Raw genomic sequence first — 20,583 nt, 5'->3', positions numbered from 1 at the left:
CGGCGGAGGGGCGGGGGAGGGTCAGGCCGCTTCGACGACCCGGCCGCGGATCGCCGCCGCCCACTCGATCACGAGCAGCTCGTACTCAGCGCGCTCCTGGGGGGACAGGGAGCCGCCCGCGCGCAGCCACAGCGCGCGGATCTGCTCGTTGACCTCGGCGGCGGAGCGCACGGAACCAGGGGTCGTTAAGTCGGGGGACATGCGGGCAAGCCTAGGCCCAGGCACTGACAGTGCGCTACCGGACGGCTACTCGTACCGTATGTCCTCGGTCACGTGCCCCGGTCACGTCCCGCCCGGTCACCTCCCGCTCTGGTTCAGCCCGCCGACTCCGCCGCGTGCGGGCTCAGTGTGCCCATGGCGACCAGGACGATGATCACGATGCCGAGCACGATGCGGTACCAGACGAACGGCATGAAGCTCTTGGTCGAGATGAACTTCATGAACCAGGCGATCACCGCGTACCCGACCGCGAAGGCGACGACGGTCGCGAAGAGCGTCGGCCCCCACGAGACGTGTCCGCCCTCGGTCGCGTCCTTCAGCTCGAACAGACCGGAGGCCAGCACCGCGGGGATGGCGAGCAGGAAGGAGTAGCGCGCCGCGGCCTCCCGCCGGTAGCCCATGAACAGACCGCCGCTGATGGTGGCGCCGGAGCGGGAGACGCCCGGGACGAGTGCCATGGCCTGGCAGACGCCGTAGATCAGACCGTCCCTGACGGTGAGGTCCCCGAGCTCCTTGCGCCGCTTGGCCACACGGTGCCGGCCGCCGCTCTCGTCCCGTGCCGCGAGCCGGTCGGCGACGCCGAGCACGATGCCCATGCCGATCAGCATCGCCGCCGTGAGCCGCAGATCACGGAACGGTCCCTCGATCTGGTCCTTGAGTGTCACCCCGAGCACGCCGATCGGAATCGAACCGACGATCACCAGCCACCCCATGCGCGCGTCCGGGTCCCGGCGCATCTCCTTGTCGGTGAGGCTGCGGGTCCAGGCGGACAGGATTCGGCCGATGTCCTTACGGAAGTAGATCAGCACCGCGGTCTCCGTGCCGATCTGGGTGATCGCGGTGAAGGCCGCGCCCGGATCCTCCCAGCCGGAGAAGGCCGCGGTCAGCCGCAGGTGCGCGCTGGAGGAGACGGGCAGGAACTCGGTCAGCCCCTGGACGAGTCCGAGGACGAGGGATTCAAACCAAGACATGAGGTAGCGGAGTCCAAGTGCCGATCGTGGGCGGGCGAAGGGCACACCTCACCGCTGTGTGCGGTGATCGGTGATCAGGCGCGCCGAGGGCGAAGCGTAGCGCCCTAAGATGAACCCCCGGTGCAGCCGCGTTGCGGCTCGCCGCCCGTGGTCAAGCCGCGGCCGGGCCGCCCGCAGGAGACCGGCGCCGACCTCGCCACGGCCAACGTCGACGGTGGCGCCGGCGCCCTCGGCCAGGCGGACAGGGCAACGGGGATGATTCTCCAGGCGGTCTGAAGCACCGCCGGCCCGTTCAGCGGGCGCGCAGCCCGTGCCGCTTGCGCCACGCCACCACCGCGCCCGCCAGGCCGGGTACGGCGATACAGGCCAGCGCGATCAGGAAGGCCGGGGACGTCGGAGTCGAGGCGCGGGCGCCGGCCACGACGTAGGCGGCGGTGTTCGGGATTGAACCGAGGGCCGTCGCCAGCAGGAACGGCAGCAGGCCCATACGGGAGACGGCTGCACAGTAGTTCGAGGCGGCGAAGGGGATGCCCGGGAACAGCCGCGCCGCCAGCATCGAGCGGAAGCCGTGCCGGCTGAGCTGGTTGTCCGCCGCCTTGAGCCAGCGGCCGCGCAGCAGCGGACGGAGCGCGTCCTGGCCGAGCGCCCGCCCCAGACAGAAGGCCAGCCCGGCACCCAGCACCGTGCCGCCCAGCGCGGCCGCCAGACCCAGCTGCGAGCCGAACAGCGCCCCCGCCGCGAGGTTCAGCAGCGGACGCGGCACGAACGCCACCGTGCACACCCCGTAGGCCACCGCGTACGCCACCACCGCCACGGCCCCGCCCAGCCGGTCCGGCCAGCCGTCCGTCAGCAGCCGCTGCGGCTCCAGGACCAGCATCGCCGAGGCCGCGGAGGCGAGCAGCACCACGAGCAACGACAGCCGTGACCACGGCGACAGCAGAACTCTGACGCATCGCGCGGCCCGGCCCGCGGCGGGCACGAGAGCGGGCGCGGCCGTGGGGACGGCGACCGCGAGGTCGGTGGCGGCGGTCTGGGTAGAAGCCGCGGCGGTGCCCCCGGAGCGGGTGGTGGCGTCGAGCATCCGGTGACACTAACCGACGAATATCTGTGATCGCCGTAGTGTTCGTCTCATGCGCGTCACAGCAGACGGCACGGCCGCCCGGACCCCGCCGGTGCCGCACAGCCCGCTCGCCGACACGGTGCTGGAGCGGCTCACCGCCGTATACGGGGCGGCTGCCGATCCCGGGCGGGCCGCGGGCATGCGGGCGTACATGAAGGACGTCGCCCCGTTCCTGGGCCTGCCCACCCCGGTCCGCCGGGACCTGTCCCGCACCGTGGTGGAGGGGCTGGCCCGGCCCGACGAGGCCGACTGCACCGCCGTAGCCGTGCGCTGCTGGGAACTGCCCGAGCGCGAGTACCAGTACTTCGCCGTGGACTACCTACGCCGCCACGTCCGGCGCTGCTCCTCCGGCTTCCTCCCCGTTGCCCGGCACCTCGTCACCACCGTGCCGTGGTGGGACACCGTGGACCTGCTCGCCGCGCATGTCGTCGGGGCACTGGTGGCCGCCGACCCGGAACTCACCGCCGACATGGACGAGTGGATCGGCGACGACGACCTGTGGCTCGCCCGCGCCGCCCTGCTCCACCAGCTGCGCTACAAGGAACGCACCGACACCGAACGCCTCTTCGGCTACTGCCTGCGCCAGTCCGGCCACCAGGACTTCTTCATCCGCAAGGCCATCGGCTGGAGCCTGCGCGAGTACGCCAGGACCGACCCGGACGCCGTGCGGGCGTTCCTGGCGCGCGAGCAGGGTCGGTTCGCGCCGTTGTCGGTGCGGGAGGCGCTGAAGAACATCGCCGCGTAACCGGCCCCCCGGCCCCCGGGGCTCCTCCGGCCCCTAAATTCATTCGACGCGAGGCGGGTTGTCGGCAATGATCGACGCCATGTTCCGGTACGCCTTCCACCTCGCAGCATCCGCCGTCGCGGATGCCCCGAAGGCTGCCGTTCCCGCTTTCCTCGCCGCTGTCGACGGCGCCCGAAGCTGACCCTCCCCGGATCGTCCGGCGGACCCCCCAGGGGGAGGGTCGGCCAGGTTCCTGGGGTCCACGTCCCGGCCGCGCGCCGATCCGCCGCGCCCGGGCACGTCACGCGTCACCACCGAGAGGCTTCGAGGTACCGCCATGTCCAAGACGGCGTACGTCCGCACCAAACCGCATCTGAACATCGGCACGATGGGCCATGTCGACCACGGCAAGACCACCCTGACCGCCGCCATCACCAAGGTCCTCGCCGAGCGCGGCGCCGGCAGTTTCGTGCCGTTCGACCGCATCGACCGGGCCCCCGAGGAGGCCGCCCGCGGCATCACCATCAACATCGCGCACGTCGAGTACGAGACCGACACCCGGCACTACGCGCACGTGGACATGCCCGGTCACGCCGACTACGTCAAGAACATGGTCACCGGCGCCGCGCAGCTCGACGGGGCGATCCTCGTCGTCTCCGCGCTCGACGGGATCATGCCTCAGACCGCCGAGCACGTCCTGCTCGCCCGCCAGGTGGGCGTGGACCACGTCGTCGTGGCGATCAACAAGGCCGACGCGGGCGACGAGGAGCTGACCGACCTGGTCGAGCTGGAGGTCCGCGACCTGCTCTCCGCGCACGGCTACGGTGGTGAGTCCGCGCCCGTCGTGCGGGTCTCCGGGCTGAAGGCGCTGGAGGGCGACCCGCGCTGGACGGCGTCGGTGGAGGCGCTGCTCGACGCGGTGGACACCTATGTGCCCATGCCCGAGCGGTATCTGGACGCGCCGTTCCTGCTGCCGGTGGAGAACGTGCTCACCATCACCGGCCGGGGCACCGTCGTGACCGGCGCGGTGGAGCGCGGCACGGTCCGCGTCGGTGACCGGGTCGAGGTGCTCGGCGCCGGGGTGGAGACCGTGGTGACCGGCCTGGAGACCTTCGGCAAGCCCATGGAGGAGGCGCAGGCCGGGGACAACGTGGCGCTGCTGCTGCGCGGGGTGCCGCGTGACGCGGTGCGGCGCGGGCACGTGGTGGCCGCCCCGGGCAGCGTGGTGCCGAGCCGGCGCTTCACCGCGCAGGTGTACGTCCTGTCCACCCGCGAGGGCGGCCGTACGACACCGGTGTCGACCGGGTACCGGCCGCAGTTCTACATCCGCACGGCGGATGTCGTCGGGGACGTCCACCTCGGTGCGGCGGCGGTGGCGCGGCCCGGGGACACGGTGACGATGACCGTGGAGCTGGGGCGCGAGATGCCGCTGGAGCCCGGGCTCGGATTCGCCATCCGTGAGGGTGGCCGCACGGTCGGGGCCGGCACGGTCACCTCGGTCGGCTGAGCGGCGGACGGCCGACCCGCTCCCCGCGGAGGGGGCGGGCGGCCGGTCGTCGGGCCGACGGCACAATGGAGCGGTGAGCGAGCCCATCCCCGTGACCCGCGTCGTCGATCACGGCACCGCCAAGCTGATGCCCGACGTGGACCGGGAGCGGGCCTGGCTGCTGACCGTCGACGGGGCACCGCAGTCGTACGTGGACCTGGAGGAGCCCGCACACCTGGAGTTCGAGTACGTCCGTCGGCTCGGGCACGTCCTGGACGTCCTCGCCGAGCCCGGCGCCCCGGTGGACGCCCTGCACCTCGGCGGTGGTGCGCTGACCCTGCCCCGCTATCTGGCCGTCACCCGGCCCGGCTCCCGGCAGCACGTCGTCGAGTTCGACCGGCGCCTGCTGGAGCTGGTCACCGGGTATCTGCCGCTCCCCGTCGGCGCCGATGTCACGCTGCACGCGGCGGATGCCCGCGCCTGGCTGGAGGAGGCACCCGACGACAGCGCGGACGTCCTGGTCGCCGACGTCTTCGGCGGCTCACGGGTGCCGGCCCATCTGACGTCCGTCGCCTACGTCCGTGAGGCCGCGCGCGTCCTGCGGCCCGACGGGGTGTACCTGGCGAACCTCCCGGACGCGGCCCCGTTCGCCTTCCTGCGCTCCCAGCTCGCGACGCTCGGGACGCGGTTTCCGGAACTGGCGCTGATCGCCGAGCCGGGGATGCTGCGTGGCCGCCGTTTCGGCAACGCGGTCCTCGCCGCCGCCCACCGCCCGCTGGACATCGCTCGTCTGTCCCGCGCCACCGCCGCCGACGCGTTTCCGGCCCGGGTGGAACACGGCGCCGCGCTGCGGGACTTCACCGCCGGGGCGCGCCCGGTGCGGGACGAGGACGCCGTACCGTCACCCGAACCCCCGGCCGGAGCCTTCGGCATCGGCTGACGCGCGGTGCGGGCCCGGGCGCCGAGGGGTACGGCGTCCGGTCGGGGTTCCGTGGGTTCAGTCCTGTGGGGCCGGCTCGCGGGTGCCGGCGGAATCTTCGGCATCGGCGGCCACGGCAGCCGTGCCGGGTCGGCGTCCGGTCGGGGTTCCGTGGGTTCAGTCCTGCGGGGCCGGCTCGCGGGTGCCGGCGGGATCTCCGGCATCGGCGGCCACGGCAGCCGTGCCGGTGACGCGCAGGGTCGGCGTCCGGTCGGGGTTCCGTGGGTTCAGTCCTGTGGGGCCGGCTCGCGGGTGCCGGCGGGATCTCCGGCATCGGCGGCCACGGCAGCCGTGCCGGTGACGCGCAGGGTCGGCGTCCGTTCGGGGTTCCGTGGGTTCAGTCCTGTGGGGCCGGCTCGCGGGTGCCGGCGGGATCTCTGGCATCGGCGGCCACGGCAGCCGTGCCGGTCACGTGCAGGGTCCGGCGGCGCAGGTTGCGTACGTCCGGCACGCACAGGACCGCCGCCGTGACGACCACGACCAGCGCGGCGCAGCCCCACAGCGCCTCCGTGCGGCCGAACGCCGACTCCGCCGGGCCCGCCAGCGCCATCGCCGCCGGCACCAGCGCCACGGAGCCGAACCAGTCGTACGCCGTCACCCGGGAGAACTTCTCCTCGGGGATCTCCTGGTGCAGCGCGGTCATCCAGGAGACCCCGAACACCTCCACGGACACGCCGGTCACGAACATCACCGTGCAGAGCAGCGCGACCGGCACCGGCACGGCGAGCGCCGCGGACGGCAGCGCCAGCGGGAACACGCACACGGTGCCGACGAACAGCAGACGGCGCGGCTGCCAGCGCGTCATCAGCAGCGCGCCCACCACGGTGCCCCCGCCGAAGAAGGCCAGCGCCACGCCCCACGGCGCCGCCCCGCCCAGATGATCCCGGGCGACGAGCGGCCCGTAGACCGCGTCGGCGGCGCCGACGACCGCGTTGGCGATGGAGAACTGGACGACGATGCCCCACAGCCAGGGCCGGCCGGTGAACTCCCGCCAGCCCTCCCTGAGATCGGAGAGCATGCCGCCGCCCGGCGCACGCGCGGGGATGTGCTTGACATCGAGGAACGCCCGCAGCGCGGCGGCGACCGCGAAGGCCGCCGCGTCCGCCGCCAGGACCCAGCCCGGCCCGATCGCGGCGACCATCGCACCGCCGAGCGCGGCACCGCCGAGGGTCGCCCCGTGCATCGCCATCCGGAACACCGCGAACGCCCGGCCGGCCTGCTCGCCGTCGACCGAGGACAGCAGCATGCCCTCGGCGGCCGGGTTGAAGAACGCCTGACCGGTGCCGCCGAGCGCGCTGAAGAGCATCATCTGCCACAGCTGCGCCTCGCCCGCCAGGACCAACGCCGCGAACGCGGCCTGCGAGACACAGTTCAGGACGTTGGCCGCGACCATCACCCGGTGCCGCGGCAGCCGGTCCGCGACGGCGCCGCCGATCAGCAGGAACAGCACCAGCGGAAGGGTGCGGGCGGCGGCCACCAGACCCACGTCGCCGCTGTCGCCGCCCGCGCCCAGCACGGCGAACGCGGCGGCGATCAGGGCGCCGTTGCTGCCGAGGCCGGTCACCACGGCGGCGGCGGTCAGCAGGGAGTAGTTGCGCCCGGCGAGGACGGGGCGGCGGCGAAGGACGGAGGTCGGCACCCCGTGACTATCGCCGGGCGGGGGCCGACTTGCCAAATGGGCCGCCGGCCCCCTGGCTTGTTACGTCCCCGTCGGCGGTTCCTCGGTCAGGCGCACCGTGCTGAGGATCTTCTGCACGGTCGCCTCCGGGATCTCGTCCTTGACGCCCTTGGCCCCGTAGAGGTTCCAGGTGACGAAGTCGCCCGCGCCGTTCTTGAAGGCGAAGGTGATCGCCTTGCCCTCGCTCTTGCACTTCCCCTTCTGCGGGGTGTTCTCCGAGTGCGACGTGGCGACATGGCCCTTGATGCCCGACGTGGTGGTGTACGCCTTCGGCTTCACCTGCTTGACGCTCTTCTTGTCGGGCTGTGTGTACCCGCCGTAGATCCACCACGGCACCCGGGTCTCGGCCGCCTCCTGCGTGGTCTTCGCGCCGTTCTCACCGCGCGTTCCGGCGGTCGCGAGGGCGGTGTCGTCCTCGCGGCCGTCCTTGTCGTCGTCGCTGGTGCACCACTTGGACTTCAGATACGCCGGGGCGGTGACGGTGGTGCGGCCCATCTCACCGTCCTTCTCCTCCCACTCGAAGCCCACACTGGTGCCGGGAGTCTCGATCTCCCAGTCGCCGGGGACGTCGAACTTGGTGCCGAAGCGCGTGTTCACGACGACCTGCCAGCCCGGAATCGTCGCCTTCTCCTCGTCACCGCCCCGGGGGTTGCCGCCCGAGGCGGAGGCGCTCGGCTCCCCGGAGGAGCCCTTCGGCGCGGTCGCGCTCGGCCTGGTTTTCTTCTTGCCGTCGGCCTCGTCGTCCTTGTCACCGCCGAGCACCAGGAACCCGGTGACGCCCGCCGCCACCACCACGGCCGTCGCCGCCACGATGGCCACCAGCTTGGTCTGGTTCCCGCCGCCTCCGCCCTGCGGCGGCTGCGGCATGCCCGCGGTGGACGCACCGCTCCACTGCGGCTGTTGCTGATACGGGTTCGGCTGCTGGTAGCCGGGCTGCTGATACGGATTCGGCTGTTGGTACCCCGGCTGCTGGTACGGATTGTTCGACTGCGGGTTCTGCTCGCCCCCGGGCGGCTGCTGTCCTGGCCACATGGGCAGCCACCCTAGCCGCGCCCGGGACACGATTGGGTCACCGCCCTTTGACGGGGACGTAGCAACTCGGGGCCGAGCGGCATGGTGTCACAGGCTACTAGTGGGTAACATTCGGTCATGAGCGCAGACCAGATGTCCGTCGGCGAGATGCTCGCCGCCACGGTGCCCATGGCCCGTACCCTCGACCTCCAGTTCCTGGAGACCACGCCCGAGCGGGCCGTGGTGGCCCTGCCCGACCAGGCCGACTACCACAACCATGTGGGAGGCCCGCACGCCGGAGCCATGTTCACCCTGGGTGAGTCCGCGAGCGGCGCTATCGTGCTCGCCGCCTTCGGGGACCAGCTCGCGCGTGCGGTGCCGCTGGCCGTCCGCGCCGAGATCGCCTACAAGAAGCTGGCGATGGGCCCGGTCACCGCCACCGCGACCCTCGGCCGCCCGGCCGCCGAGGTCGTGGCCGAACTGGACGAGGGCCGCCGCCCGGAGTTCCCGGTGTCGATCGCCATCCGCCGCGAGGACGGCGCGGTGACCAGCGAGATGACCGTCGTGTGGACCCTGCGTCCCAACAGCTGACCTTCACCACCCCCTCACGAGGCGAGGCGGCCGTCCCTCACAGGGCGCCGCCGGCGCCGTAGGGGCCGTAGAGGTCCAGCAGCCGGACCCGGGCGGCGTGCAGCCGGTGGGCCACCACGTTGCCGACCCAACGGGTGAGGTCCCGGCCGATCTCGGGGTCCTCCTGGCACAGGGCGAGGACGGCCGGGGCGTCGAACTCGTACGCCCGCACCGGAGTGGCCGCCTCGGCGCCCAGGTGCCACACGTGCGGGGAGAACAGCCAGGACCAGCCGATGAGTTCGTTGTGGCCGAGACGTTCGATGACGGCGGCCCGGCGACCGGGTACCCGCATGTCGAGTTCGACGGTGCCGGTGCGGATCACCCAGAACCGGTCCGCGTGGCCGCCCTCCTCGAACAGCCGGGCGCCTTGCGGGAAGGACACCTCACGGGCGGTCCGCACGAGCCGCGCCCGGTGCTCGGCGGGCAACGCGCGCGGCATGCTGGGGGACGGGGGAGCGAACATGGCGAGCCTCCCGGACGGGACGATCGGTACTGCCCTGGTCCCGCCAGCCTGACCCTTCCCGTCACCCCGCACCAAGGGCCGTACGGCCCCAACCCCATGGCGTTCGGCCCCGCTTTTCTCGCCGGGGCTCGACCGAGGCCCTTCTTTTCTCGCCGGAGCCGGACCGGGGCCCTTCGGCGCCGGCCCGGGACCTCTGGCCCCTGCGGCCGGATCGGCTGTGCGGGCGACACTCGTGGTGATCATCCAACGGCCGGAGGTGCCCACCATGACCCGCACCATCACAGTCGGACTCGACGGCTCCGCCGAGAGCCGCGCCGCCGCCGAGTGGGCGGCCCGGGAGGCGCTGCTGCGCGGTCTGCCGCTGCGGCTGCTCCACGTCCGCCGGCCCGCTCCCGGGCCCGCGCGGGAGCCGTCCCGGCCCGGAGACGGGACCCGCTGGAGCGACCGCATGCTGCGGGAGACCGCGGAGGGACTGCGACTGCGTCACCCCGGTGTCGGGATGTCGCACGAGCAGACCGACGGCATGCCGTACGAGGTGCTGACCGAAGCCGCGAAGGACGCCGAGCTGCTGGTGCTCGGTTCCCGGGGGCTCGGCGGCATCGGCGGATTCCTGGTCGGCTCCGTCGGACTCGTCGTCGTGGCCCACGCCGAGCAGCCCGTCGTCCTGGTCCGTGCCGGTGAGCAGGCGGCCGACGAGCACGAACCCGACCCCGCGGGCATCCCGTCCGCCGCCACCGGGTACCGGCCGGTCCTGCTGGGTCTGGACGCGGACCGGCCCGACGAGCCGGTCATCGGCTTCGCCTTCGCCGAGGCCGCGCGCCGCAGGACCGCGCTGCGCGCCGTCCACGGCTGGGCCCTGCCCCCTTACTACGTCTACGGTCTCGCCGCAGCGCCGGAGGCGTACCACGGCATCGCGCGGGAGGAGGCGGAGAGACTGACGCAGGCGCTGGCCCCCTGGCGTGAGAAGTTCCCGCAGGTGGAGGTCGTCGAGGAGTCCTTCGGCGGCAGCCCGTCCATCCGCCTGGTCGAGGCGTCGGCGGAGTCCTCGCTGGTGGTCGTCGGCCGCCGGATCCGCCGCAATCCGCTCGGCGCGCACATCGGGCCCGTCACGCACGCGGTGATGCACCACTCGGCGGCACCGGTCGCGGTCGTCGCACACGACTAGAGGGACGGGGGCCGCCGCCCACCGGATCCGCCCGCAGCCGTACCGCACCGGATTGAGCCACCTGGCCCGTTGTGCGTGCCAGGGGCATCGGCCCCCGGGAAACTGGTACCCCGCTCCTGATGCCCGTCCCGGACGCGGCCCCCGTCCGTGCCCGCCGACACCCCGACCACCCAGGCCGACCACTCACGGAGTCATCCATGCCTGAGGACCAGGACATCCGGACCGTACTGAGCGACGAGGAACTGCGCACGCTGGACGCCCACTGGCGGGCCGCCAACTACCTGTCGGCGGGCCAGATCTACCTGCTGACGAACCCGCTGCTCACCGAGCCCCTCCGGCCCGAGCACATCAAGCCCCGGCTGCTCGGGCACTGGGGCACCTCGCCCGGGCTGAACCTGGTGTACACCCACCTCAACCGGGTCATCGCGGCCCGGGGACTGGACGCGCTGTGCATCTGGGGGCCGGGGCACGGCGGCCCCGCCGTGCTGGCCAACTCCTGGCTGGAGGGCAGCTACAGCGAGACCTATCCGGACGTCGGCCGGGACGCGGCGGGCATGGAGCGGCTGTTCCGCCAGTTCTCGTTCCCCGGCGGTGTGCCCAGCCACGTCGCCCCCGAGGTCCCCGGCTCCGTGCACGAGGGCGGCGAACTCGGCTACTCCCTCGCCCACGCCTACGGCGCTGCCCTCGACAACCCGGATCTGCTGGTCGCCTGCGTGATCGGCGACGGCGAGGCGGAGACCGGGCCGCTGGCCGGGTCCTGGCACTCCAACAAGTTCCTCGACCCGGTCCACGACGGTGCCGTGCTGCCGATCCTGCACCTCAACGGCTACAAGATCGCCAACCCGACCGTCCTGGCCCGGCTGCCCGAAGCCGAACTCGACGCACTGCTGCGCGGCTACGGCCACGACCCCCTCCACGTGAGCGGCGACGACCCCAACGCCGTCCACCGCGCGCTGGCCGGAGCCATGGACACCGCCCTGGACCGCATCGCCGAGGCACAGCGCGCCGCCCGCGAGGACGGCGCGACCGGGCGCCCGCGCTGGCCCGTGATCGTGCTGCGCACCCCGAAGGGCTGGACCGGCCCCGCCGAGGTGGACGGACAGCCCGTCGAGGGCACCTGGCGCTCCCACCAGGTGCCGCTCCCCGGCGTGCGCGACGACCCGGCGCATCTGCGGCAGCTGGAGGCCTGGCTGAAGTCGTACCGGCCCGAGGAACTGTTCGACGAGGCGGGCCGACCCGTCCCGGACGTACTCGCCTGCGTCCCCGAGGGCGCCCGGCGCCTCGGCTCCACGCCGCACGCCAACGGCGGACTGCTGGTGCGCGGCCTGCCCATCCCCTCGCTCGACGACTACGCCGTCCCCGTCGACAAGCCCGGCACCACGCTCCACCAGCCCACCCGGATCCTCGGTGAACTCCTCGAACAGATCATGCGGGACACCGCGGGCCGGCGGGACTTCCGGCTCGTCGGCCCCGACGAGACCGAATCCAACCGGCTCCAGGCCGTCTACGACGCCAGCGGCAAGGCCTGGCAGGCCGCCACCCTCGAGGTCGACGAACACCTCGACCGGCACGGCCGGGTGATGGAGATCCTCTCCGAACACCTGTGCCAGGGCTGGCTGGAGGGCTACCTCCTCACCGGCCGGCACGGATTCTTCTCCTGCTACGAGGCGTTCGTGCACATCGTCGACTCGATGGTCAACCAGCACATCAAATGGCTGAAGACCTCCCGCGAGCTGACCTGGCGCGCCCCGATCGCCTCCCTCAACTACCTGCTCACCTCGCACGTGTGGCGCCAGGATCACAACGGCTTCTCCCACCAGGACCCCGGCTTCGTCGACCACGTGCTCAACAAGAGCGCCCACGTCGTACGGGTCTACCTCCCGCCGGACGCCAACACCCTGCTGTCCGTCGCGGACCAGGTCCTGCGCAGCCGCGACTACGTCAATGTGATCGTGGCCGGCAAGCAGCCCTGCTACGACTGGCTGTCGATCGACGAGGCGCGCGTCCACTGCGCGCGGGGCGCCGGGATCTGGGAGTGGGCCGGCTCCGAGAACGGCGGCGAACCCGACGTGGTGCTCGGCTGCGCCGGGGACGTGCCGACCCAGGAGGTGCTGGCCGCCGCGCAGCTGCTGCGCCGCCATCTGCCGGAGCTGGCGGTGCGCGTGGTGAACGTCGTCGACATCGCCCGGCTGATGCCTCACGGGGAACACCCGCACGGCATGACCGACTTCGAGTACGACGGACTGTTCACCGCCGACAAGCCGGTGATCTTCGCCTACCACGGCTACCCGTGGCTGATCCACCGTCTCGCCTACCGCCGCAACGGACACCGGCACCTGCATGTGCGCGGCTACAAGGAGTCCGGCACCACGACCACACCGTTCGACATGGTCGTCCGCAACGATCTCGACCGCTATCGGCTGGTCATGGACGTCATCGACCGCGTCCCGGGACTGGCCGTACGCTCCGCCGCCCTGCGGCAGCGGATGGCCGACGCGCGCACGCGGCACCACGCCTGGATCCGCGAGCACGGCACCGACCTGCCCGAGGTGGCGGAGTGGAACTGGAACGCCTGAATCCGGGCATGGCGTCCCCAACCGGTAGGCTTCCCGTCCGTGCGCCGTGTCCGGGCGCACGGACACAGGACCGGCCGAGCGGAAGGAAGCGGCGTTGCACGTCCAGGAGTGGCTCGAGACCGTACCCGCGGTCGCCGTGTACGCACTGGTGGGTCTGGTCATCGGGCTGGAGAGCCTGGGTATCCCGCTGCCGGGGGAGATCATCCTGGTCTCCTCCGCGCTGCTCGCCTCCCAGCACGGCGACATCGACCCGGTGGTCCTCGGCGCCAGCGCCACCGCCGGCGCGATCATCGGCGACTCGATCGGCTACGCCATCGGCCGCAAGGGCGGGCGGCCGCTGCTGGCCCGGCTGGGCGCGAAGTTCCCCCGGCACTTCAGCGAGGCCCACATCGCGACCGCCGAGCGGTCCTTCCAGAAGTGGGGCATGTGGGCGGTCTTCTTCGGCCGTTTCGTCGCCCTGCTGCGCATCTTCGCCGGCCCGCTCGCGGGCGTGCTGCGGATGCCGTACTGGAAGTTCCTCACCGCCAACATCCTCGGCGGCATCCTGTGGGCGGGCGGCACCACGGCCGTCATCTACTACGTCGGCATCGTCGCCGAGTCCTGGCTGAAGCGCTTCTCATGGCTGGGCCTGGTGCTGGCGGTACTGATCGGCATCACCTCGATGCTGGTACTGAAGCGCAAGGCGAAGCAGGCAGGAGCCGAGCCCGCCGTCGCGAGCGAGTAGTAGCGCCCCCAGAGGGGCGCGGGAACCGGCCCGCGGTCCGCCGACTACCCCCTACGCGCCGTGTTCTTCCCGGTGAACCTTCGCCAACTCCGCGTACATCGTGCCGTTGAGGGTGAGCCCCTCCCGTTCCTCGGAGCTGAGCTCCCGCCGCACCTTGGCCGGCACACCCGCGACCAGCGACCCGGGCGGCACCTGCATCCCCTGCGGCACCAGCGCCTGCGCGGCGACGAGCGACCCGGCGCCGATCACCGCGCCGTTCAGCACCGTCGCCCCCATGCCGATCAGGCAGTCGTCCTCGACGGTCGCCCCGTGCACCACGGCGTTGTGTCCGATGGAGACCCGCTCGCCGACACTGACCGGAAACCCGGGATCGGCGTGGAGCGTGCAGTTGTCCTGCACGTTGCTGCTCGCGCCGACGGAGATCCGCTCCACGTCCCCGCGCAGCACGGCCCCGTACCAGACGCTCGCGCCCGCGTGCAGCGTCACGTCCCCGATCACCGAGGCCGTGGGAGCCACGAACGCCTCCGGGTCCACCTGCGGCTTCTTGCCGCCGATGCCGCTGATCAGGGCCTGCTGGGTCATCGTCGCCTCCTCGTCGGGTGATGGGGGGAACCGTACGCCAACCCGGTGGGGTGAAGATCACAGGGGTGCGGGCCCGTCGTCATGACGCCCGCGGACTACGGTGAACTCCGTGCCGAAGCGCAAGAACATGTTCTCGTCCTGGCCGCGCCGCTTCGCTCAGCGCGTGGTCCACGCCGGCTGGGCCTGGCTGCAGCGCACGGGCTCGGTGACCGCCGAGCACCCCGGCCGCTTCCGCTTCGGCTCGATCGGCGAGGCCACCCGCCTCGCCTTCCCGCTCGGCACGGTGTTCGGCGAACCGTGGATCCGGCTCGGCGCGCACTGCATCGTCGGCGAGCAAGTCACCCTCACCGCCGGTCTGATGCCGGGTCTCGACCTCGGTCCCGAGCCGATCCTGCGCATCGGCGACGGGGTCGTCCTGGGCCGCGGCAGCCACGTCATCGCCGACACGGCCGTCACCATCGGCAGCGACTGCTACTTCGGGCCGTACGTCTACGTCACCTCGACCAATCACTCCTACGACGATCCGCACGAGCCCATCGGCAAGCAGTGGCCGCGGATGGAGCCGGTGGAGATCGGCGCCGGCTGCTGGATCGGCACCGGCGCGGTGATCCTGCCGGGGGCGCGCATCGGGCGGAACGTGGTGGTGGCCGCGGGGGCGGTGGTCCGGGGCACGGTGCCCGACCACGCCGTGGTCGCGGGGGCCCCGGCCCGCGTCGTACGCCGCTGGACTCCCGCCGACGGCTGGCAGCCGCCGCTGCGCACCCCGGCGCCCGTGCCGATACCGGAGGGTGTCACCCCGGAGCAGTTGCGGGCGCTGTCGTTGCTGGACGAGGAGAGCGTGGCCCGGCTTGCGGAACTGGACGGGGGGAGCGCGGGGCGGCTCGCCGACGGCGCACCCCGGCTCGCGGAACTCGAACCCGGGAGCTGACCGGCGCTCACCCCGTCGCGAGCAGCACCGATCCCACCAGTGCCAGTCCCGCCCCGGCCGCCTGCACCGCACGCAGTCGCTCGCTGAGCAGCCCCCGGGCGGCGAGGGCGGTGACCACCGGGTAGAGCGAGGCCAGCACCGCGGCCACCGTTACCGGCCCGTGCTGTGCCGCGATCGAGTACGTGCCGTTGGCCGCCACATCGGCGAGTCCCACGAACGCGAGCGCCGGCAGCGAACGCCGGGGAAACCCGCCCGGTCCCAGAGCGGAGTTCCCCCGCCGCACCGAGACGCAGAGGGCGAGGCCGCCCGCCGCCACATTGGTGACCCGCTGCACGAACAGGGCGAGGAAGAGTCCGGTGAGGCTCGTCGACGCCTCGGCGATCAGGGCCATCACCGCGCCGAAGCCGAATGCCGCGAGCAGTGTGAGCAGAACGGCCTGGCGCTGCACGGGGGCGCCCCTGAACTGCGGTCCGCCGGCCAGGACGACACCGGCCACGGCGACCAGGATGCCCGCGAACTGGAGCACTCCGGGCCGCTCGCCCAGCACCAGTCCCACCCCGACCGGCACGGCCACGCCGATCGAGCCCAGCGGGGAGACGACCCCCATCGGGCCCAGGGCGAGCGCCTTGTAGAAGGCCAGCATCGCCACCGGCCCGACCAGCCCGGCGGCCACGGCGAACCACAGCCGCCCGTCCGCCTCGCTCCAGGCCCCCGTCGCGACGACGATCGCACCGAGCACGGCCACCGCGATGGACTGCGAGACCACCACCACGGTGAGCGCGGGGGTGCGCCGGGTCAGCAGTCCGCCGCCGAAGTCGGCCAGACCCCACAACAGGCTCGTGGCCAGGGCGAAAAGTGCTGTCACGGCGGACCTCGCAGTACAGTGCGGTGAACAAACGGGTGCACCACACCGTAGTCGAACGCATTGAACTAAGCCATCCAAAATATTCAACGTGACGGAACGGAACGGACGGAATGTGTCGGACCTCGACCTGCTGACCCAGTCCCTGGCGCGCAACGTCAAGCGCTGGCGCGCCGAGCGCGGCTTCACCCTGGACGCGCTCGCGGCGCGTGCGGGCGTCAGCCGCGGCATGCTCATCCAGATCGAGCAGGCCCGCACCAACCCGAGCATCGGCACGGTCGTCAAGATCGGCGACGCGCTGGGTGTCAGCATCACCACCCTGCTCGACTACGAGCGGGGTCCACAGGTCCGGATCGTCCCCGCCGACCAGGCGGTGCGGCTGTGGCACACCGAGCGCGGCAGCTACAACCGGCTGCTCGCGGGCACCGAGGCGCCCGGCCCGCTGGAGATGTGGGAGTGGCGCCTCATGCCCGGAGAGAGCAGCGACTCCGACCCGCACCCGGCCGGCACGGTCGAACTCGTCCATGTCACCACCGGCGAACTGACGCTCACCGTCGACGGCACCGAGCACCGAGTGCCCGTCGGCGCCAGCGCCTCCTTCGAGGCCAACGTGCCCCACACGTACGGCAACCAGGGTGACGAACCGATGGAGATGATCATGGCTGTGTCGGTGCCGCCCGTGCACTGAGACGCCCCTTCGACCGCCTTCCGGCTGCTGTTACGGTGCGGCCATGCGCGCACCCATCGGAGACTTCGACCACGCCACACCCGCGCCCGACTGTCTCGACGAGCTGACCGCCCCGGTAGCCGCCGCCGTCCGCGCCTGGAGCGGCAGCGTCCCCGCCGACCGGATCCTCTACGTCGAGACCGACCCGCGCTGGGCCGACACCGCGGTCTTTGTCGAGCACTACGGCCGGGACCTGCTGGAGCGGTCGGCGAACTGCGTGGTCGTCGCGGGCAAGCGTGGCGGCGACACCACGCTCGCGGCATGTGTGGTGCTGTCCACCACCCGGCTTGACGTCAACGGCGTCGTCCGCCGCCACCTGGGTGCCCGCAAGGCCTCCTTCGCCCCGATGGACACGGCGACGGGGGAGACCGGCATGGAGTACGGCGGCATCACCCCCATCGGCCTGCCCGGCGACTGGCCGGTCCTGGTCGACGCCGCCGTCGTGGACCTGCCGTACGTGCTCGTCGGCAGCGGCCGGCGGCGCGGCAAACTGCTGGTTCCGGGCAAGGCGTTCGCGGAGCTGCCCGGAGCGGTCGTCCTGGAGGGACTGGGCACGGCCTGAGGCCGCCGGGTCAGGCCGGGCCCGCCGCGTGGTGGGCCAGCGGCAGATGCGGGTCCCCCGCACCCGGCACCGGTTCCGGATCGGCGTGGATCATCGCGGCGGTGAGCCGGGGGACGGCGTGCAACAGCGCGTGCTCGGCGTCGACGGCGATGCGGTGGGCCTCACGCACCGTGGCCTCGCCGTCCACCACGACCGCCACCTCCGCGCGCAGCCGGTGGCCGATCCAGCGCAGCCGCAGTTCGCCCACCCCGCGCACCCCCGGCACCTCCGTCAGCGCCCGTTCGGCCCGGTCCACCAACGCCGGGTCCACGGCGTCCAGCACCCGCCGGAACACCTCCCGCGCGGCGTCACGCAGGACCAGCGCGATCGCCGCCGTGATCGCGAGCCCCACCACCGGGTCCGCGTACCGCCACCCCAGGGCCGCGCCACCCGCACTCAGCAGCACCGCCAGCGAGGTGAACGCGTCCGTGCGGGCGTGCAGCCCGTCGGCGACCAGCGCGACCGAGCCGATGGCACGGCCGACGCGGATGCGGTACCGGGCCACCCACTCGTTCCCCGCGAACCCGAGAAGGGCCGCGGCGGCGACCACCGGAACGTGTTCAACCGGCCGCGGGTCCAGCAGCCGGCCGAACGCGGTCCAGCCCGCGAAGACCGCGGACGCGGCGATCGTCAGCACGATCACGATGCCGGCCAGGTCCTCGGCCCGCCCGTAGCCGTAGGTGAAGCGGCGGGTGGCGGCGCGCCGCCCCAGCACGAAGGCGATGCCCAGCGGTACGGCGGTCAGCGCGTCGGCCGCGTTGTGCACCGTGTCGCCGAGCAGCGCCACCGAGCCCGAGACGAGCACCACCCCTGCCTGCGCCAGCGCCGTCACCCCGAGCACCGCGAGGGAGACCCACAGCGCGCGCATGCCCCGGGCCGAGGACTGCAGAGCGGAGTCGAGCTTGTCGGCGGTCCCGTGGGAATGGGGACGGAGGCGATGGGCGAGGCGGCGGAACGGGGAAGGCCGGTCGTGGTCGTGGGGGTGGTCGTGGTCGTGCCGGTCGGTCACGGTCGTCCCCTTCCGGAGCCGGTGCCTGGGCGGGATGGACGCGGCGGCGCCCATGGAGTCATTATGTGCGTATGAGCGCACGCATGCACCTGTCAGCTGCGCAGGATGCGCATCCGCACACCCCCGGCGAGGAGCAGTTCGCGCTCGCGGCGGAGCTGCTCGCGCTGCTCGGCGACCGCACCCGGCTGACCCTGCTGCACGCCCTGAGCGGCGGCGAGGCCGATGTCACCACGCTCACCGAGGCATGCGGGGCGGCGCGCCCGGCGGTCAGCCAGCATCTGGCGCGGCTGCGTCTCGCCGGCCTGGTGGACACCCGCAAGGAGGGCCGCAGGGTGATCTACTCCCTGCGCGACGGCCATCTGCGGCGGCTGGTGGGAGAGGCGCTGAACGTGGCCGACCACCGGATCGGCGACCGTCCGCCGCACGACTGACGGGGTGCCGCGCCCTCAGTGACGGGCCGCCGTGCCCAGGTACTGCTCCGCGAAGGCGGCAGCGGCCGTGGGGGAGGTGAACAGGCGGTGCAGCCGGGCCAGCGTAGTGCCCGAACGGAACGGGTCCCCCGTCGCGGCGCCGTGGTACAGCTCGGAGAGCCACTGGGAGAACTCCTGGTAGTCCCACACGCGCCGCAGACACTCCCGGGAGTAGCCGGCCAGTCCGCTGTCGTCGTCCCGGGTGAGCAGGGCGACCAGGGAGTCCCCGAGCAGGAACGCGTCGTGCAGGGCGAGGTTCATGCCCTTGGCGGCGATCGGTGCGATCAGATGCGCCGCGTCACCGGCCAGGAAGAGCCGGCCGAACACCATCGGCTCGGTGACGTAGTCGTGCATGTCCAGCACACGCTTCTCGATCAGCCGCCCCTCAACCGGCGGAGCCGCTCCCGCCGCCGCGAGCCGGCGCCGCAGCTCGGTCCAGACGCGCTCGTGCGACCAGGAGTCCGGGTCGTCGCCGGGCGGGCACTGGAGGTAGTAGCGGGTCACCTCCGGACTGCGGGGCATCTGGCCGGCGAAGCCGTCCGGGTGGCAGCCGAACAGGACGCAGTCGGCGGACGCGGGCGCCTCGGCGAGGAGGGCCAGCCAGCCGATGCCGTAGTCGTGCCGCGCCACCCGGGCCCGTCCCGGCGCGACGGACGACCTGGTCACCCCGCGGGCTCCGTCGCAGCCTGCGACGAAGTCACAGGCCACGACCTCCCGTCGGCCGCTTCGGGGGCAGACGTACGACACCGAAGGACGGTCGCCGTCCAGGTCGTGCAGCCGGACGTCCCGCACGCCGAACCGTATCCGTCCGCCGCGTACATCCGCGTACTCGCGCACCAGGTCCGTCACCAGCAAGTGCTGCGGATACACCCAGTGATGACTACCCGTCAGCTCCTGGTACGACAACCGGTAGCGCTCCCCTGCGAAACGGAACTCGCACGCGGTGTGCCGCTCGGCGCGGTCCAGCAGCCGGCCCGCCAGGCCCCGCCGCTCCAGACCGCGCACGGCCCACTCCTCGAGCACCCCGGCCCGGGGCCGGCGTTCGATGAACTCCCGGGTCCCGGTCTCCAGGACCAGACAGTCCACACCGGCCGCCCGCAGGATGTTGCCGACGGTCAGCCCGGCCGGCCCGGCGCCCACCACGACGACCGGAAAGTGTTGCGGCGTAGGGGAGTTGGAGTGGGGGAACCTCTGCGTCATCGCGTCATTATGGCGGCACTTCACCGTGCCGCCGCGGCCCCCGGGGACGGTCAGCCGAGCCGGGGTATCTCGATCGCCGGGCAGCGGTCCATCACCATGTCCAGGCCCGCCGCGCGGGTCCGCTCGTAGGCCGCCTCGTCGATGACGCCGAGCTGGAACCACACCGCCTTGGCGCCCTTGGCCACCGCCTCGTCCGCGACCGCGCCGGCGAGGTCGCTGTTGACGAACACGTCCACGACGTCCACGTCGAACGGGATGTCCGCGAGCGAGGCGTAACCCTGCTCGCCGTGCACCGTCTCGGCCTTCGGATGCACCGGCACCACGCGCTTGCCGAAGCGCTGGAGCACCTGGGCGACGCCGTACGCCGCGCGCTGCCGGTTCGACGACAGGCCCACCACGGCCCAGGTGTCACCGTGCTGGGTGAGGATCTTGCGGACCGTTGCCTCGTCGCCGTACAC

The 20,583-nt window shown here is 72.6% G+C and carries 23 protein-coding genes; 12 read left to right on the top strand and 11 right to left on the bottom strand.

All coding sequences use genetic code 11. The features are described from left to right. Positions 1-21 precede the first annotated feature (21 nt). Together AB0L56_RS26515 and AB0L56_RS26510 are read right to left on the bottom strand one after the other, a co-directional pair. Entirely contained in the window at positions 22-201 is a 180-nt protein-coding gene (locus AB0L56_RS26515) for a hypothetical protein (protein ID WP_361024120.1), read from the bottom strand. A gap of 113 nt (positions 202-314) precedes the next feature. Further along, a complete protein-coding gene (locus tag AB0L56_RS26510; protein WP_365427288.1) occupies positions 315-1,190 on the bottom strand; it encodes an undecaprenyl-diphosphate phosphatase in 876 nt (291 codons plus the stop codon). A 120-nt stretch (positions 1,191-1,310) separates the two neighbouring features. Between AB0L56_RS26510 and AB0L56_RS26505 the strand changes: the two genes are divergently transcribed. Beyond that, on the top strand, positions 1,311-1,466 hold the full coding sequence (locus AB0L56_RS26505) for a hypothetical protein (protein WP_365427285.1): 156 nt from the start codon (positions 1,311-1,313) through the stop codon (positions 1,464-1,466). Between the two features lie 16 nt (positions 1,467-1,482). Here the strand turns inward: AB0L56_RS26505 and AB0L56_RS26500 are convergent, their stop codons facing one another. Further along, complete coding sequence (locus AB0L56_RS26500; RefSeq protein WP_365427282.1) at positions 1,483-2,271, bottom strand: TVP38/TMEM64 family protein; 789 nt, start codon at positions 2,269-2,271, stop codon at positions 1,483-1,485. A gap of 49 nt (positions 2,272-2,320) precedes the next feature. Between AB0L56_RS26500 and AB0L56_RS26495 the strand changes: the two genes are divergently transcribed. The 3 genes from AB0L56_RS26495 (at position 2,321) to AB0L56_RS26485 (ending at position 5,460) form a co-directional block, all read left to right on the top strand. Further along, a complete protein-coding gene (locus AB0L56_RS26495) occupies positions 2,321-3,055 on the top strand; it encodes a DNA alkylation repair protein (RefSeq protein ID WP_365427279.1) in 735 nt (244 codons plus the stop codon). A 316-nt stretch (positions 3,056-3,371) separates the two neighbouring features. Continuing rightward, positions 3,372-4,541, top strand: coding sequence for an elongation factor Tu (tuf, locus tag AB0L56_RS26490; protein WP_365427276.1), 1,170 nt, complete (start codon positions 3,372-3,374; stop codon positions 4,539-4,541). A gap of 73 nt (positions 4,542-4,614) precedes the next feature. Beyond that, positions 4,615-5,460: a fused MFS/spermidine synthase gene (locus tag AB0L56_RS26485; RefSeq protein ID WP_365427273.1), complete on the top strand. Its 846-nt coding sequence runs from the start codon at positions 4,615-4,617 to the stop codon at positions 5,458-5,460. 376 nt (positions 5,461-5,836) lie between these two features. Here AB0L56_RS26485 and AB0L56_RS26480 read toward each other — a convergent pair whose 3' ends face one another. Both AB0L56_RS26480 and AB0L56_RS26475 read right to left on the bottom strand, forming a co-directional pair. Continuing rightward, positions 5,837-7,138 (bottom strand): MFS transporter, encoded by a 1,302-nt coding sequence (locus AB0L56_RS26480; protein ID WP_365427270.1) that lies wholly within the window; start codon positions 7,136-7,138, stop codon positions 5,837-5,839. Between the two features lie 60 nt (positions 7,139-7,198). Next, positions 7,199-8,209, bottom strand: a complete 1,011-nt coding sequence (locus tag AB0L56_RS26475; protein ID WP_365427267.1) for a hypothetical protein — start codon at positions 8,207-8,209, stop codon at positions 7,199-7,201. A gap of 117 nt (positions 8,210-8,326) precedes the next feature. Between AB0L56_RS26475 and AB0L56_RS26470 the strand changes: the two genes are divergently transcribed. Next, on the top strand, positions 8,327-8,779 hold the full coding sequence (locus tag AB0L56_RS26470; protein WP_361024093.1) for a DUF4442 domain-containing protein: 453 nt from the start codon (positions 8,327-8,329) through the stop codon (positions 8,777-8,779). A gap of 37 nt (positions 8,780-8,816) precedes the next feature. Here the strand turns inward: AB0L56_RS26470 and AB0L56_RS26465 are convergent, their stop codons facing one another. Beyond that, positions 8,817-9,281, bottom strand: coding sequence for a cyclic nucleotide-binding domain-containing protein (locus AB0L56_RS26465; protein ID WP_365427264.1), 465 nt, complete (start codon positions 9,279-9,281; stop codon positions 8,817-8,819). 265 nt (positions 9,282-9,546) lie between these two features. On the opposite strand from AB0L56_RS26465, the gene AB0L56_RS26460 reads away from it, so the two are divergent. From AB0L56_RS26460 to AB0L56_RS26450, 3 genes are all read left to right on the top strand, one after another. After that, the gene (locus tag AB0L56_RS26460) at positions 9,547-10,446 is read left to right on the top strand and encodes a universal stress protein (protein ID WP_365427261.1); all 900 of its coding nucleotides are present in this window, start codon (positions 9,547-9,549) and stop codon (positions 10,444-10,446) included. A 197-nt stretch (positions 10,447-10,643) separates the two neighbouring features. Then, positions 10,644-13,022 carry a phosphoketolase family protein gene (locus tag AB0L56_RS26455; RefSeq protein ID WP_365427258.1) on the top strand — a complete coding sequence of 793 codons (2,379 nt, stop codon included), beginning with the start codon at positions 10,644-10,646 and terminating at the stop codon, positions 13,020-13,022. A gap of 94 nt (positions 13,023-13,116) precedes the next feature. Then, positions 13,117-13,746 (top strand): DedA family protein, encoded by a 630-nt coding sequence (locus tag AB0L56_RS26450; RefSeq protein ID WP_365427255.1) that lies wholly within the window; start codon positions 13,117-13,119, stop codon positions 13,744-13,746. A gap of 51 nt (positions 13,747-13,797) precedes the next feature. Here AB0L56_RS26450 and AB0L56_RS26445 read toward each other — a convergent pair whose 3' ends face one another. After that, positions 13,798-14,328, bottom strand: a complete 531-nt coding sequence (locus tag AB0L56_RS26445) for a gamma carbonic anhydrase family protein (RefSeq protein WP_365427253.1) — start codon at positions 14,326-14,328, stop codon at positions 13,798-13,800. Between the two features lie 109 nt (positions 14,329-14,437). On the opposite strand from AB0L56_RS26445, the gene AB0L56_RS26440 reads away from it, so the two are divergent. Beyond that, on the top strand, positions 14,438-15,256 hold the full coding sequence (locus tag AB0L56_RS26440; RefSeq protein ID WP_365427250.1) for an acyltransferase: 819 nt from the start codon (positions 14,438-14,440) through the stop codon (positions 15,254-15,256). A 7-nt stretch (positions 15,257-15,263) separates the two neighbouring features. Here the strand turns inward: AB0L56_RS26440 and AB0L56_RS26435 are convergent, their stop codons facing one another. Beyond that, positions 15,264-16,121 (bottom strand): DMT family transporter, encoded by an 858-nt coding sequence (locus AB0L56_RS26435; protein WP_361024072.1) that lies wholly within the window; start codon positions 16,119-16,121, stop codon positions 15,264-15,266. Between the two features lie 112 nt (positions 16,122-16,233). Here AB0L56_RS26435 and AB0L56_RS26430 point away from each other — a divergent pair, with 112 nt between their 5' ends. Further along, on the top strand, positions 16,234-16,806 hold the full coding sequence (locus AB0L56_RS26430; RefSeq protein ID WP_361024291.1) for an XRE family transcriptional regulator: 573 nt from the start codon (positions 16,234-16,236) through the stop codon (positions 16,804-16,806). A gap of 43 nt (positions 16,807-16,849) precedes the next feature. Beyond that, positions 16,850-17,407, top strand: a complete 558-nt coding sequence (locus AB0L56_RS26425) for a YbaK/EbsC family protein (protein ID WP_365427247.1) — start codon at positions 16,850-16,852, stop codon at positions 17,405-17,407. A gap of 10 nt (positions 17,408-17,417) precedes the next feature. Here AB0L56_RS26425 and AB0L56_RS26420 read toward each other — a convergent pair whose 3' ends face one another. Next, on the bottom strand, positions 17,418-18,455 hold the full coding sequence (locus AB0L56_RS26420) for a cation diffusion facilitator family transporter (RefSeq protein WP_365427244.1): 1,038 nt from the start codon (positions 18,453-18,455) through the stop codon (positions 17,418-17,420). A 71-nt stretch (positions 18,456-18,526) separates the two neighbouring features. Here AB0L56_RS26420 and AB0L56_RS26415 point away from each other — a divergent pair, with 71 nt between their 5' ends. After that, positions 18,527-18,886 carry a metalloregulator ArsR/SmtB family transcription factor gene (locus tag AB0L56_RS26415; RefSeq protein ID WP_361024063.1) on the top strand — a complete coding sequence of 120 codons (360 nt, stop codon included), beginning with the start codon at positions 18,527-18,529 and terminating at the stop codon, positions 18,884-18,886. 15 nt (positions 18,887-18,901) lie between these two features. Here the strand turns inward: AB0L56_RS26415 and AB0L56_RS26410 are convergent, their stop codons facing one another. Next, positions 18,902-20,125 (bottom strand): 4-hydroxybenzoate 3-monooxygenase, encoded by a 1,224-nt coding sequence (locus tag AB0L56_RS26410; RefSeq protein WP_365427241.1) that lies wholly within the window; start codon positions 20,123-20,125, stop codon positions 18,902-18,904. A 50-nt stretch (positions 20,126-20,175) separates the two neighbouring features. Further along, positions 20,176-20,583: a CoA-binding protein gene (locus tag AB0L56_RS26405; protein ID WP_365427238.1), complete on the bottom strand. Its 408-nt coding sequence runs from the start codon at positions 20,581-20,583 to the stop codon at positions 20,176-20,178.

It is taken from the genome of Streptomyces sp. NPDC052079, from assembly GCF_040680275.1.
Lineage (GTDB): Bacteria > Actinomycetota > Actinomycetes > Streptomycetales > Streptomycetaceae > Streptomyces.
This window is presented reverse-complemented; position numbering and strand designations above follow the sequence as displayed.